This window comes from Klebsiella sp. 64 (assembly GCF_018223915.1).
Classification (GTDB): Bacteria; Pseudomonadota; Gammaproteobacteria; order Enterobacterales; family Enterobacteriaceae; genus Klebsiella; species Klebsiella pneumoniae.
This window is the reverse complement of the sequence record NZ_JAGRQZ010000011.1, coordinates 19,644-32,168: the sequence shown is the minus strand read 5'-3', so window position 1 is coordinate 32,168 and position 12,525 is coordinate 19,644. Positions and strand designations below refer to the sequence as shown.

The 12,525-nt window shown below is 58.0% G+C and carries 14 protein-coding genes; 7 read left to right on the top strand and 7 right to left on the bottom strand.

Features of this window, described 5'->3' with window-relative positions; genetic code table 11:
- Nucleotides 1-13 precede the first annotated feature (13 nt).
- Both KHQ23_RS08805 and KHQ23_RS08800 read right to left on the bottom strand, forming a co-directional pair.
- Nucleotides 14-1,009, bottom strand: coding sequence for a substrate-binding domain-containing protein (locus tag KHQ23_RS08805; RefSeq protein ID WP_002882866.1), 996 nt, complete (start codon nucleotides 1,007-1,009; stop codon nucleotides 14-16).
- An 87-nt stretch (nucleotides 1,010-1,096) separates the two neighbouring features.
- Complete coding sequence (locus tag KHQ23_RS08800) at nucleotides 1,097-1,645, bottom strand: helix-turn-helix domain-containing protein (protein WP_002882865.1); 549 nt, start codon at nucleotides 1,643-1,645, stop codon at nucleotides 1,097-1,099.
- 99 nt (nucleotides 1,646-1,744) lie between these two features.
- On the opposite strand from KHQ23_RS08800, the gene KHQ23_RS08795 reads away from it, so the two are divergent.
- Complete coding sequence (locus tag KHQ23_RS08795) at nucleotides 1,745-2,404, top strand: AzlC family ABC transporter permease (RefSeq protein ID WP_004195589.1); 660 nt, start codon at nucleotides 1,745-1,747, stop codon at nucleotides 2,402-2,404.
- On the top strand, nucleotides 2,404-2,727 hold the full coding sequence (locus KHQ23_RS08790; RefSeq protein WP_025368579.1) for an AzlD domain-containing protein: 324 nt from the start codon (nucleotides 2,404-2,406) through the stop codon (nucleotides 2,725-2,727). Before KHQ23_RS08795 ends, KHQ23_RS08790 begins: the two co-directional genes overlap by 1 nt.
- Nucleotides 2,728-2,767: 40 nt before the next feature.
- Here KHQ23_RS08790 and KHQ23_RS08785 read toward each other — a convergent pair whose 3' ends face one another.
- The gene (locus tag KHQ23_RS08785) at nucleotides 2,768-2,980 is read right to left on the bottom strand and encodes a YdgH/BhsA/McbA-like domain containing protein (protein WP_002882830.1); all 213 of its coding nucleotides are present in this window, start codon (nucleotides 2,978-2,980) and stop codon (nucleotides 2,768-2,770) included.
- 128 nt (nucleotides 2,981-3,108) lie between these two features.
- Nucleotides 3,109-3,945, bottom strand: coding sequence for a formate dehydrogenase accessory sulfurtransferase FdhD (gene fdhD, locus KHQ23_RS08780; protein ID WP_002882828.1), 837 nt, complete (start codon nucleotides 3,943-3,945; stop codon nucleotides 3,109-3,111).
- Nucleotides 3,946-4,101: 156 nt separating this feature from the next.
- Here fdhD and fdnG point away from each other — a divergent pair, with 156 nt between their 5' ends.
- Genes fdnG through fdhE form a run of 4 tightly spaced genes read left to right on the top strand, consistent with a single transcriptional unit; the run spans nucleotide 4,102 to nucleotide 9,625 of the window.
- The gene (fdnG, locus tag KHQ23_RS08775; protein ID WP_085921749.1) at nucleotides 4,102-7,152 is read left to right on the top strand and encodes a formate dehydrogenase-N subunit alpha; all 3,051 of its coding nucleotides are present in this window, start codon (nucleotides 4,102-4,104) and stop codon (nucleotides 7,150-7,152) included.
- Nucleotides 7,153-7,164: 12 nt separating this feature from the next.
- Nucleotides 7,165-8,067 carry a formate dehydrogenase subunit beta gene (gene fdxH, locus KHQ23_RS08770; RefSeq protein WP_002882822.1) on the top strand — a complete coding sequence of 301 codons (903 nt, stop codon included), beginning with the start codon at nucleotides 7,165-7,167 and terminating at the stop codon, nucleotides 8,065-8,067.
- Nucleotides 8,064-8,699, top strand: a complete 636-nt coding sequence (gene fdoI / locus KHQ23_RS08765; protein ID WP_002882818.1) for a formate dehydrogenase cytochrome b556 subunit — start codon at nucleotides 8,064-8,066, stop codon at nucleotides 8,697-8,699. The genes fdxH and fdoI overlap by 4 nt, the downstream gene beginning before the upstream one ends.
- A complete protein-coding gene (gene fdhE, locus KHQ23_RS08760) occupies nucleotides 8,696-9,625 on the top strand; it encodes a formate dehydrogenase accessory protein FdhE (protein WP_004150358.1) in 930 nt (309 codons plus the stop codon). The genes fdoI and fdhE overlap by 4 nt, the downstream gene beginning before the upstream one ends.
- A gap of 173 nt (nucleotides 9,626-9,798) precedes the next feature.
- Here fdhE and KHQ23_RS08755 read toward each other — a convergent pair whose 3' ends face one another.
- Both KHQ23_RS08755 and KHQ23_RS08750 read right to left on the bottom strand, forming a co-directional pair.
- Nucleotides 9,799-10,182, bottom strand: a complete 384-nt coding sequence (locus KHQ23_RS08755) for a type II toxin-antitoxin system VapC family toxin (protein ID WP_002882817.1) — start codon at nucleotides 10,180-10,182, stop codon at nucleotides 9,799-9,801.
- Entirely contained in the window at nucleotides 10,182-10,424 is a 243-nt protein-coding gene (locus KHQ23_RS08750; RefSeq protein WP_004150355.1) for a CopG family transcriptional regulator, read from the bottom strand. The genes KHQ23_RS08755 and KHQ23_RS08750 overlap by 1 nt, the downstream gene beginning before the upstream one ends.
- A gap of 204 nt (nucleotides 10,425-10,628) precedes the next feature.
- Between KHQ23_RS08750 and KHQ23_RS08745 the strand changes: the two genes are divergently transcribed.
- Nucleotides 10,629-11,546, top strand: coding sequence for an alpha/beta hydrolase (locus KHQ23_RS08745; RefSeq protein WP_032422045.1), 918 nt, complete (start codon nucleotides 10,629-10,631; stop codon nucleotides 11,544-11,546).
- A gap of 13 nt (nucleotides 11,547-11,559) precedes the next feature.
- Here the strand turns inward: KHQ23_RS08745 and fabY are convergent, their stop codons facing one another.
- On the bottom strand, nucleotides 11,560-12,501 hold the full coding sequence (fabY, locus tag KHQ23_RS08740; protein ID WP_004178031.1) for a fatty acid biosynthesis protein FabY: 942 nt from the start codon (nucleotides 12,499-12,501) through the stop codon (nucleotides 11,560-11,562).
- Nucleotides 12,502-12,525 lie beyond the last annotated feature (24 nt).

The window sequence follows — 12,525 nt, the reverse complement described above, 5'->3', positions numbered from 1 at the left end:
AAAAGGGGTAAGATCAGGCGGTTTCACCCGGGATAAATTCCGGCTGCCATAGCACCTGCAGCGTGGCGAGATCCTCCCCGGCGATTAAGCGGCGCACCATATCGGCAATCTGCCGTCCCACGCCCTGGCGCGTGGACTGGATCACCGCGGCGACATCGGTCTCAATGATGCTGTCCTGCGGCAACCCGTCGTACACCACCAGGGCGACGCGGTTGTCGCCGGTTAAACGCCCCAGGTGGGCGAGCGCCATCGCGGCGCCATCGCCATGGGTGTTGCAGTCGGTGATAATCGCGGTAGGCGGCTCAGGCAGACGCAGCAGCTCCAGCGTGGCCTGATAGCCGCCGCGGCGCGTCGCCGGCACGCTACGCAGCCATGCATCGGATAACCCCGCCTCGCGCAGGGCATCGAGGTAGCCGTTACGCCGTTGCAAAATAAACGCCTGATTGTTGTTCTCGCCCAGCAGAGCGATACGCTGGTGGCCCTGTTGAATCAGATGGCGGGTGGCGCGGCAGGTGCCGGCATAGTTATCGAAATCAAACCAGGCGTAGGGCTGCGCCAGGCGGCTACGGCCGAGCGCCAGAAACGGAAAGCCGGAGGCCTGCAGCTGCGCCAGCCGCGGATCGTCATCCAGAGTATGGGCCACGATTAATGCATCGACGCGACGGCCCTGCACCATGCGCATATAGCCATGTTTATCCGCCTGCTCATCATCGGCGATCAGCAACAAATCAATGTCATGGCGCGCCAGCTCATGGCTGATCTCCCCGACCATCTCGAGAAAAACGTTATTGTTGAGCGGCGCGGGGCGGACAGGAAAGACGAGACCAACGGCATCGATGGTGCCCATTTTCAGACGGCGGGCGAAAGTGTTGGGGCGATAGCCCCGGCGCTGCGCTTCAGCCTCAACCCGGGCGCGGGTCTCCTGCGACACATCGTCGTAGCCGTTCAACGCCCGGCTGACGGTCGTGACGGAAATCCCAAGTTGTTTGGCAATGGCTTTCAGCGACATAAAAATCCCTGTTTTCGCATAGGAAAGCTAGTTTCCCGCAATATCGCTATGACGTCCAGCGAGCGCGCGTCCCCCGCCGACGCGATGTCAGTTTTGCTCAGCGATCAGCAGGGCCTGCGTATCCGGCTCCAGCGCCTGAAAAACATGCTCCTGATCCGCCGGGTAGCAGATATAGTCGCCCTCGCCGAGCTCTTCCGGCGCCGACGTCAGCCCTACCCGCGCCCTCCCCTGGGTGACGATAATATGTTCCACCGAGCCTGGCGGATGCGGATGCGAAATGCGGTCGGCGCCGGGCTGGGTGAGCAGCAAATAGATGTCCCGACGCGCGCCGGGCGGACAGGCGGCCAGCAAAATGGCCTGATAGTTCGCCTGCTCTGCCACCACTTTGGTCCCCTCGCCGCGGCGGATCACCTGCGTTTTGTTCACCTGCGGCTCAAGCAGCCTGGCAAATGGAATATCCAGCGCTACGCAGAGCGACCACAGCGTTTCCAGACTCGGGTTGCCGTTGCCGGACTCCAGTTGCGATAGCGTGGATTTTGCGATACCCGCCCGACGCGCGACTTCCGCCAGCGAAAGCCCGGTCCGCGCCCGCTCCCGCACCAGACTTTTGGCGATAACGCTGATTGGCTGTGTCATACCCGCCCCTTGTTTTTTATATCGAACAATTCGTTCGCCTTGAAAAACGATTATTATGTGTTCATTATAATGGAAATTCGTTCGATATGGCTAAGTGATATGAAACAAACTCTCTCCAGTCTCAGCGGAGACACGATAAAAGCGATTGTTTTGGTCTGCCTTGCCGTCGGGGTGGTGGGCATGTCCTATGGGTCGCTGGCGGTGGCTTACGGCTTCCCTTTATGGGTGCCACTCTTGCTTTCGGTGTCCGTGCTGGCAGGCGCTTCTGAATTCATGTTTATCGGCATTGTCGCCAGCGGCGGTAGTCCGCTGGCCGCCGCCGCCGCCGGCCTGTTAGTCAATGCGCGTCATATCCCGTTCGGGGTGACCGTACGCGAACTGGTTGGTCGGCGCGCCTTAAGCTTTATCGGGTGCCACATTATGAACGACGAGAGCGTGGTCTTTGGCTTGTCGCAGCCCACCCCCGCGCAGCGCAAAGCGGCCTACTGGCTGTGCGGCGCTGGCGTCGCGCTGATCTGGCCCCTCGGTACGCTAACCGGCGCGGCCGTCGGCAAACTGCTGCCAGCGCCGGAAACCATCGGGCTCGATGCGGTCTTCCCGGCGATCCTGCTGGCGCTGGTGATCCCGGCCTTTAAAAACCGCACTACGCTGATCCGCGCCGCCAGCGGCGCCGCGCTGGCGCTTGCCGCCGTACCGTTTGTGCCCACCGGGCTGCCGGTGCTGCTTTCGCTGTTCGGTTTACTGTCGAGGAAAAAATAATGGGCAATATGACGCTGTTTATCGCCGGTATCGCCATCCTGTCGCTGGGAACCTATCTGATGCGCCTCGGCGGCGCGAAGCTCGGCAATCGGCTGGCATTTTCCGAGCGCTCGCAGGCGCTGCTTTCCGATGCGGCGACGGTGCTGCTTTTTTCCGTCGCCCTTGCCACCACTTTCTATGAGGGCGCACATTTCGCCGGTATGGCGCGCGTTCTGGGCGTTGCTTTCGCTGTGTTCCTCGCCTGGCGCAAGGTCCCGCTGATCGGCGTGATTATCGCCGCCGCCGTGGTGACCGCGCTGCTGCGCCTGACGGGTATAAACTAAAAAAGCGCCCTGAGGCGCTCTTTCGACAGTTGCTATACGCTTATTTGTTCAGTTCGGCAGTCATATGCACGCGGTTGCCGGTAAACGCTTCGGTGATTTTGTAAGACGAAGCGCCGGCAGCCTGCGCCTGTGCGGCGATTTTCGCTTCCGCGCCGTCCATTGTGGAGGCGGTTGCGGTCACGGTTTCAGCAGCGAAGGAAGCGAAAGAGGCGGCCATAGCGATTACTGCGACAAAAGTTTTGATGCTTTTCATGATATAAACCCTTTCATTTAGTTGTTTAGATAAGGCGCTGTGCCTTGATGTGTTAAATAGTAGCCCGCACATCGCTAAACAAAAAGCGGAAGGATTTGCTGTCATTGTTCAAATTTATTGACCAATATTTAACCCGCAATTAAACGCTGCGGATGGGTGTAAACTGTCGCCCTGCCCGGCTTGCAAAAGCCCACCAGCGTCAGATTGCAGCGCTCGGCAACTTCCACTGCTAAGGTGGTGGCCGCCGAGACCGCGAACAGGATCTCGACGCCGCACATCGCGGCCTTCTGCACCATTTCATAGCTGGCGCGGCTGGAGACCAGCGCGGCGCCATGCTGCCACCCCTCGCCGACTTCCGCCCGCCGGCCCAGCAATTTATCCAGGGCGACATGCCGGCCAACGTCTTCAAACCCCCCCGCCAGTTCGCCCGTCAACCGGACCCACGCGGCCGCGTGAGTACAGCCGGTGAGCCGGCCAACCGGTTGAAAGTCGTTAAGATGCGCCAGGGCCTGATCGAGATTGGCTAAATCGAACGACTGAGTGAACGGCAGCGGCTGGACCGGCTTACCAATATCATTGAGCTGCTCGACGCCGCATACGCCGCAGCCGGTGCGCCCGGCCAGCGCGCGACGCCGGGCTTTGAGGCCCATAAAACGCCGGCTGGAGAGCTCAATCTGCACCTCAAGGCCGTTGCACACCGCTACCACGTCCATGCCGAAAATCTCCCGCCGGTGCTCGATAATCCCTTCGGATAAGGAGAAGCCGACGGCGAATTGCTCCAGATCTTTCGGGGAGGCCATCATCACCACGTGGGAGATACCGTTGTAGACCAGCGCAACGGGCACCTCTTCCGCTAACTCATCTGGCTGAGGGTGTTGCAGATCCTCGCGTTTCCAGAGAGAGACCTGGCGATATCCTGTGACATTCGTCACATTTTTGATTTGTTCGAGAGGCTTCTTGTTCACTTTGCTTTAACCGTATTGGAACAGGCATACACACAATGTGGTATTCTGTTTTTATCCCTTCAGGAATGAGGGAAATTTGCCCTAATTCTGAACCTTTGCGGCCTTCACCGCAAAGCAAATAACTACATGTGACAATGTCGAAACAAGGAGCGAACCATGCAGGTCAGCAGAAGGCAGTTCTTTAAGATCTGCGCTGGCGGTATGGCGGGAACCACGGCAGCAGCGCTGGGCTTTGCCCCGGCAACTGCGCTCGCGGAGACACGGCAGTACAAATTGCTGCGCACGCGCGAAACCCGTAACACCTGCACATACTGTTCTGTCGGCTGTGGGCTGTTGATGTATAGCCTCGGCGACGGCGCGAAAAACGCCAAAGCATCCATTTTCCATATCGAAGGCGATCCGGATCATCCGGTCAACCGTGGTGCGCTCTGTCCGAAAGGGGCTGGTCTGGTGGACTTTATCCATTCTGAAAGCCGCCTGAAATTCCCGGAATATCGCGCGCCAGGCTCCGATAAATGGCAGCAAATCAGTTGGGACGAAGCGTTCGATCGCATCGCCAAGCTGATGAAAGAGGACCGCGACGCCAACTTTATCGCGCAAAACGACGCCGGCACCACCGTCAACCGCTGGTTGACGACCGGGATGCTGTGCGCCTCCGCCTCCAGTAACGAAACCGGCTATTTAACGCAAAAATTCACCCGCGCCCTCGGGATGCTGGCGGTGGATAACCAGGCGCGTGTCTGACACGGACCAACGGTAGCAAGTCTTGCTCCAACATTTGGTCGCGGTGCGATGACCAACCACTGGGTTGATATTAAAAACGCCAACCTGGTCGTAGTGATGGGCGGTAACGCCGCAGAAGCGCATCCGGTGGGGTTCCGCTGGGCGATGGAAGCCAAAATTCATAACGGCGCCAAGCTCATCGTTATCGATCCGCGCTTTACGCGTACGGCGTCGGTGGCTGATTTCTATACCCCGATTCGTTCCGGTACCGACATTACCTTCCTGTCGGGCGTGATCCTGTATCTGCTGAATAACGAAAAATTCAACCGTGAATACACCGAAGCCTACACCAACGCCAGCCTGATCGTGCGTGAGGACTATAGCTTCGACGACGGGCTGTTCAGCGGCTATAACGCAGAAAAACGTCAGTACGACAAAACCAGCTGGAACTATGAGCTGGACGAAAACGGCTTCGCCAAACGCGATACTACGCTGCAACATCCGCGCTGCGTCTGGAACCTGCTGAAGCAGCATGTTTCCCGTTATACCCCGGATGTGGTCGAAAACATCTGCGGTACGCCGAAGGCCGACTTCCTCAAAGTCTGTGAATACATTGCTGAAACCAGCGCGCCGGATAAGACCGCATCGTTCCTGTACGCTCTCGGCTGGACCCAGCACTCCATCGGTGCGCAGAATATCCGCACCATGGCGATGATCCAGCTGCTGCTCGGTAACATGGGGATGGCGGGCGGCGGCGTCAACGCCCTGCGCGGCCACTCCAATATCCAGGGCCTGACCGACCTCGGCCTGCTCTCCACCAGCCTGCCAGGCTACATGTCGCTGCCGAACGAAAAACAGGCCGACCTGCAGACCTACCTGACGGCTAACACGCCGAAGCCGCTGCTGAAAGACCAGGTCAACTACTGGGGCAACTATCCGAAGTTCTTCGTCTCCATGATGAAAGCCTTCTTCGGCGACAAAGCCACCGCGGAAAACAGCTGGGGCTATGACTGGCTGCCGAAGTGGGATAAGAGCTACGACGTTCTGCAGTACTTCGAGATGATGAATCAGGGCAAAGTGAATGGCTATATTTGCCAGGGCTTTAACCCGGTCGCCTCGTTCCCGAATAAAAACAAGGTCGTCGCTTCCCTGTCGAAGCTGAAGTTCCTCGTGACTATCGACCCGCTCAATACCGAAACGTCCACCTTCTGGCAAAACCATGGTGAGTCGAACGATGTCGATCCGGCGAAAATCCAGACCGAAGTGTTCCGTCTGCCCTCCACCTGCTTCGCCGAAGAGAATGGGTCTATCGTCAACTCCGGCCGCTGGCTGCAGTGGCACTGGAAAGGCGCGGACGCCCCGGGGATCGCCGTCACCGATGGTGAAATTCTCGCCGGTATCTTCACTCGCCTGCGTAAGATGTATGCCGAAGAGGGTGGCCCGGCGCCGGAGCCGGTGCTCAACATGACGTGGAACTACTCCACGCCACACGAGCCGGCATCGGAAGAAGTGGCGATGGAAAGCAACGGTAAAGCGCTGGCGGATATCACCGACCCGGCAACCGGCGCGGTGATCGTCAAGAAAGGCCAACAGCTGAGCTCCTTTGCGCAGCTGCGAGATGATGGCACCACCTCCAGCGGCTGCTGGATCTTCGCCGGGAGCTGGACGCCGGAAGGTAACCAGATGGCGCGCCGCGATAACGCCGATCCATCCGGTCTCGGCAATACCCTGGGCTGGGCCTGGGCCTGGCCGCTCAACCGCCGCATCCTGTATAACCGCGCCTCCGCGGACCCGCAGGGTAAACCGTGGGATCCGAAGCGTCAGTTGCTGAAATGGGACGGCGCCAAATGGGGCGGCGTGGATATTCCGGACTACAGCGCCGCCGCGCCTGGCAGCGACGTCGGTCCGTTTATCATGCAGCCGGAAGGGATGGGCCGTCTGTTCGCTATCGACAAGATGGCGGAAGGACCTTTCCCGGAACACTACGAGCCGTTTGAAACGCCGCTCGGAACCAACCCGCTGCACCCGAACGTGGTCTCTAACCCGGCCGCTCGCGTCTTCAAAGGCGATCTCGAGCAGATGGGTAAGGCCGAGAAGTTCCCGTACGTCGGCACCACTTACCGTCTAACCGAGCACTTCCACTACTGGACCAAGCATGCGCTACTTAACGCCATCGCCCAGCCGGAACAGTTCGTGGAGATCGGGGAAAAACTGGCGAATAAGCTCGGCATCGGCCACGGCGATACCGTGAAAGTTTCCTCCAACCGCGGCTATATCAAAGCCAAGGCGGTGGTGACCAAACGTATTCGCACGCTGAAAGTTGACGGTAAGGATATCGATACCATCGGCATTCCTATTCACTGGGGCTATGAGGGCGTGGCGAAAAAAGGCTTTATTGCCAATACCCTGACGCCGTTCGTCGGTGATGCGAATACGCAGACGCCGGAGTTCAAAGCTTTCCTTGTGAACGTGGAAAAGGTGTAACGGAGACGACTTATGGCTTACCAATCGCAAGATATTATTCGTCGTTCCGCGACTAACGGTTTCACCCCCGCGCCTCAGGCGCGGGACCACCAGCAGGAGGTGGCGAAGCTTATCGACGTCACCACCTGTATCGGCTGCAAAGCCTGTCAGGTGGCCTGCTCCGAATGGAACGATATTCGTGATGAAGTCGGTCACAATGTCGGGGTGTATGACAACCCGGCGGACCTGACCGCCAAGTCATGGACGGTCATGCGCTTCTCGGAGGTGGAACAAAACGACAAGCTGGAATGGCTCATCCGCAAGGATGGCTGCATGCACTGCGCGGACCCGGGCTGCCTGAAGGCCTGCCCGTCAGAAGGCGCGATCATTCAGTACGCCAACGGTATTGTCGACTTCCAGTCCGAGCAGTGCATCGGCTGCGGCTACTGTATCGCCGGCTGTCCGTTCGATGTACCGCGTCTGAACCCGGAAGACAACCGCGTCTACAAATGTACCCTGTGCGTAGACCGCGTGACCGTCGGCCAGGAACCAGCCTGTGTGAAAACCTGCCCGACCGGCGCAATCCACTTTGGCTCCAAAGAGGATATGAAAACGCTGGCCGGCGAACGCGTGGCTGAGCTGAAAACCCGCGGTTATGACAATGCGGGCCTGTACGATCCGGCCGGCGTCGGTGGCACCCACGTCATGTACGTGCTGCACCATGCCGACAAGCCGAATCTGTACCACGGCCTGCCGGAAAACCCGGAGATCAGCCAGACCGTCAAGTTCTGGAAAGGCATCTGGAAACCGCTGGCGGCCGTCGGCTTCGCCGCGACCTTCGCAGCCAGTATCTTCCACTACGTCGGCGTCGGTCCGAACCGCGCGGAAGAGGAAGAGGACAATCTGCATGAAGAGAAAGACGAGGTGCGCAAATGAAAAGACGTGACACCATCGTGCGCTACACGGCGCCGGAACGCATCAACCACTGGGTCACCGCCTTCTGCTTCGTCCTGGCGGCGGTGAGCGGGTTAGGCTTTTTCTTCCCGTCCTTTAACTGGCTGATGCATATCCTCGGCACGCCGCAGCTGGCGCGAATTCTCCACCCGTTCGTCGGGGTAGTGATGTTCGCGTCGTTTATCATCATGTTTTTCCGTTACTGGCATCACAACCTAATCAATCGGGATGATATCTTTTGGGCGAAGAATATTCGTAAGATCGTCGTCAACGAGGAGGTGGGCGATACCGGGCGCTATAACTTCGGCCAGAAATGCGTATTCTGGGCGGCGATTATCTTCCTGGTACTGCTGCTGGTGAGCGGTGTGATCATCTGGCGTCCGTATTTTGCGCCGGCTTTCTCAATCCCGGTGATCCGATTTGCGCTGATGCTGCATTCATTTGCCGCAGTGGCGTTAATTGTGGTTATCATGGTGCATATCTACGCCGCCCTCTGGGTGAAAGGCACCATTACCGCGATGGTGGAAGGCTGGGTTACCAAAACGTGGGCGAAGAAACATCACCCGCGCTGGTACCGAGAGGTCCGCCAGAAACAGGAAAAGTCATCTGAATGAGTATTCGCATAATCCCGCAAGACGAGCTGGGTTCGAGCGAGAAACGCACGGCGGAAGCAATTCCGCCGTTACTGTTCCCCAGGCTGAAAAATCTGTATAACCGCCGCGCTGAACGCTTGCGCGAGCTGGCCGCTAATAACCCGCTAGGCGATTACCTGCGCTTTGCCGCGCTGATTGCCCATGCCCAGGAAGTAGTGCTGTACGACCATCCGCTGCAGATGGATCTCACCGCCCGCATTAAAGCGGCCAGCGAACAGGGCAAGCCGCCGCTGGATATCCACGTCCTGCCGCGCGACAAGCACTGGCACAAGCTGTTGCACTCGCTGATTGCCGAGCTGAAGCCGGAGATGAGCGGCCCGGCGCTGGCGGTCATTGAGAATCTGGAAAAAGCCTCTGAGCAGGAGCTGGAGCAGATGGCCAGCGCGCTGTTTGTTTCCGATTTCGCCTCCGTCAGTAGCGACAAAGCGCCGTTTATCTGGGCTGCGCTGTCGCTCTACTGGGCGCAGATGGCCAGTCTGATCCCAGGAAAAGCGCGCGCCGAATACGGCGAACAGCGCCAGTTCTGCCCGGTGTGCGGCTCGATGCCGGTCTCCAGCATCGTGCAAATCGGCACCACTCAGGGGCTGCGCTATCTGCACTGCAACCTGTGCGAAACTGAGTGGCACGTAGTACGCGTCAAGTGCAGCAACTGCGAGCAGAGCCGCGACCTGCACTACTGGTCGCTGGACAACGAGCAGGCGGCGGTGAAAGCCGAAAGCTGCGGCGACTGCGGAACCTACCTGAAGATTATGTATCAGGAAAAGGATCCGAAAGTCGAAGCCGTCGCCGACGATTTGGCCTCCCTGGTGCTCGACGCCCGCATGGAACAGGAGGGCTTCGCCAGAAGCTCAATTAACCCGTTCATGTTCCCCGGCGAAGGGGAGTAAGTTCTGCAGTATGATTTCGGGCGGCTCTTGTCGCCCGTTTTCCTTCTTGTGACACGAACGTGCGCAGGGATTATTCACACGCGTCACTGACCGTTATCAGAGGCCAACCTTTGGCTGGAGATATTCGTTTCAGACGAGTTTATCGCTCACTTGTCGTCCTCCTGTCACTCGAATTATTCAGGGTGGATTTCGTACGGCGTGACTACGCCAGGAATACCGGCAAAATCCTTCGTATTCCGCGTAATTAGTTCCAGACGATGGAGTTGCGCCGTCGCCAGAATGATGGCATCCGGCAGCTTAAGCTTATACTCCTGCCGCAGCGCAACGCTTCGCTCTGCAATATCCTGTGAGATGTTAATGATATTAAAGGTGCTCAGCGCCATTCGCGTGCGCTGCTCCTGGTGATATTTTTTAGCGCCAACCATCACCTCCATCCAGGTAATCAGACTGATCGCATTCTGCGGTGGCCAGGCCTCCAGCGCCTGTTTGGCTTCGCGACGCCCGCTAAATAAATCAATAAGAATATTGGTATCAAAAAGCGCAGATCCGGAGGTCATTACCACTCCTTGCGTAGCTGACGTTGATATTCCATGCCGTCTTCTTCGCAGTCTTGCCACAGACCCAGCGCACTGGAGATGGTATCTTTAGCTCGATCTTGTTTCTCCAGATATTGTTCAACCGCTTCACGTAACAGTTCCGCTCGCGGAATGTTACGCTGCACTTTGAGGTCATCGAGACGTTGAATGACATCGTCTGATAAATCGAGAAGAATTCTGCCCATATCCCTTTCAGCCATCATGCTCATATATACCTCAAGTATATCACCAGTGATGAAGTTATGAGCAATCTAGAGCTTTTGGAATCGGAAACAAACAGGATTTTGTCAGGTAAACTCTTTTTTGCGAGCCGCTTTCCATAATGCACAGGCGACCTCAACAGGCCTGTCTTTTCGCCATAATCCAGGCTATAACACTGGATATTAAAACAGTATAAGGAACTTCATATGGCGCTGGAAAAAGGGATTGCTTCGCTGGTTGAGGCATTTATTGCGGCAGGTCGTCCGTCATCACGCGATCAGCATATTGATGATCGGAGGGCCGGCTATATCGCCAGTGCGGTACTCGCCGGGGAGACGGAAACGCGAGTGCGGGTGGAGGATATCACCCTGGAGGGTATGCACTTCCGCGTCGTTTCACCGCCCACTGCCGACGGCCTGCTACCCACGCTTATCTACTACCACGGCGGCTGTTTTGTCAGCGGCGGCTTTGCCACCCATGACAATCAATTGCGCCAGCTTGCCTGGTTCAGTGGGTGCCGGGTGATCGCCGTGCAGTATCGTCTGGCCCCGGAGTACCCTTTTCCGGCGGCGCACGATGATGCAGAACGAGGTGCCATGATTATCCACCGGCACGCAAAACAGCTTGGCGTGGATGCTTCGCGCATCACCCTGGCCGGCGACAGCGCCGGCGGGCATCTCGCCCTGGTCACGGCTCTGCGCCTGAAAGCGGCGGGAACATGGCAGCCTGCACAGCTTATCCTGATTTACCCGATGCTCGACGCTACCGCCAGCATGGCAAGCTACGCCAGCAACGGCGAGGATTACATCATTACCCGAGACACGCTGCTTAGCGGCTACGAAATGTATTTAGCGGCCACACCCGCTACCCATCCGGATGCCAGTCCGCTGTGGCGCGAAGATTTTCACGGTCTGCCACCGGTCCACATCCTGACGGCGGAGTTCGATCCTTTACGTGATGAGGGCGAAGTGCTGTACCGAAGGCTGACGGAGCAAGGGGTGGAGAGTTCCTGTCAGCGCTATCTGGGGGTGATCCACGGCTTCTTTCAGCTGGGAGGCGTCAGCAACGCCGCGCGTGATGCCATGCGGGATATCGCCTGGCGTGTGGCATCGCCAGGACGATAACTGCCGCAGACGCTTACTCTTCCTCGTTGCCGCCCTCTTCGTACGAGCCAAAGGGCTTCGCCGGCAGCACGATGTAGATCCCCTCGAAAACGGCGCCCTGTTTATCGTCGCCAAAAAGCTCCACCTGCATTTGCACGCGGGCTTTACGCCCGCGCGCCAGTCGGTCGAGATCGCCGCTCAGAGAACCGAGGTCGGCGATGGCGCTGGGGCGGCCGCTAATAGGCTGGCTGTAGCGGATATGCGCATCCGCCAGAATAATGGTGCCTCCCAGGTGCCGCTCGCGCAGCATCAGCCAGATAAGCCCCCATCCGGTTAAGGTAGCGAGCGAAAACAGGCTGCCGGCGAACAGCGTATGGTGCGGATTCTGGTTCCCCGCCTCCGGCATGGTGGTAATAAATTTCTGCCCGGTGTACTGCTGAATACGTACGCCCATTTTTTCACTCAGCGGAATATGCTGATACCACGCCTGCTGGAGCTGTGCGCACCAGTCGCCGCGGTGCAAAATATCGTCCAGCGACGCGACCGGTTTGATCATCAGAAAATGACGGATCGGCGTGGTGGTCGGGGTGGTGATCTCACCCTGATTGACAAATCCGAGCTTGGCGAAAAATTCCACCGCATCTTCGCGCGCGCTGCAGGTAACCCGCTTAACCCCTTCCTGACGCGCGACGGACTCCAGGGTCATCGCCATCAGCGTACCCAGCCCTTTATCCTGCACCGAGGGATGCACAGCCATAAAGCGGATGGAGGCTTCATTCTCCGCATTGATATATAGCCGGCCGACGGCAACCAGGTTGCCCTCTTCATCCACTACCATCTGATGATGCGCCATCGCATCCCAGGCGTCACGTTCCGATCCCTTAGGCTGATGCAGCGGCTTACGCAGCATCTCCCAGCGGAACTGGTAGTAGCTCTCTAACTCTTCTGCTGTTTGCGGTACACGAAGGTGATACATAGTCGTACTCTCTTTTGTTACCCG

Excerpts from the sequence above, each read along its gene's own strand:
- fdxH (WP_002882822.1), top strand. The coding sequence starts at position 7,165 with ATGGCTTACCAATCGCAAGATATTATTCGTCGTTCCGCGACTAACGGT.
- KHQ23_RS08800 (WP_002882865.1), bottom strand. The coding sequence starts at position 1,645 with ATGACACAGCCAATCAGCGTTATCGCCAAAAGTCTGGTGCGGGAGCGG.
- fdoI (WP_002882818.1), top strand. The coding sequence starts at position 8,064 with ATGAAAAGACGTGACACCATCGTGCGCTACACGGCGCCGGAACGCATC.
- KHQ23_RS08785 (WP_002882830.1), bottom strand. The coding sequence starts at position 2,980 with ATGAAAAGCATCAAAACTTTTGTCGCAGTAATCGCTATGGCCGCCTCT.
- fdhE (WP_004150358.1), top strand. The coding sequence starts at position 8,696 with ATGAGTATTCGCATAATCCCGCAAGACGAGCTGGGTTCGAGCGAGAAA.
- KHQ23_RS08805 (WP_002882866.1), bottom strand. The coding sequence starts at position 1,009 with ATGTCGCTGAAAGCCATTGCCAAACAACTTGGGATTTCCGTCACGACC.
- fabY (WP_004178031.1), bottom strand. The coding sequence starts at position 12,501 with ATGTATCACCTTCGTGTACCGCAAACAGCAGAAGAGTTAGAGAGCTAC.
- KHQ23_RS08795 (WP_004195589.1), top strand. The coding sequence starts at position 1,745 with ATGAAACAAACTCTCTCCAGTCTCAGCGGAGACACGATAAAAGCGATT.
- KHQ23_RS08790 (WP_025368579.1), top strand. The coding sequence starts at position 2,404 with ATGGGCAATATGACGCTGTTTATCGCCGGTATCGCCATCCTGTCGCTG.
- KHQ23_RS08750 (WP_004150355.1), bottom strand. The coding sequence starts at position 10,424 with ATGATGGCTGAAAGGGATATGGGCAGAATTCTTCTCGATTTATCAGAC.
- KHQ23_RS08745 (WP_032422045.1), top strand. The coding sequence starts at position 10,629 with ATGGCGCTGGAAAAAGGGATTGCTTCGCTGGTTGAGGCATTTATTGCG.
- KHQ23_RS08755 (WP_002882817.1), bottom strand. The coding sequence starts at position 10,182 with ATGACCTCCGGATCTGCGCTTTTTGATACCAATATTCTTATTGATTTA.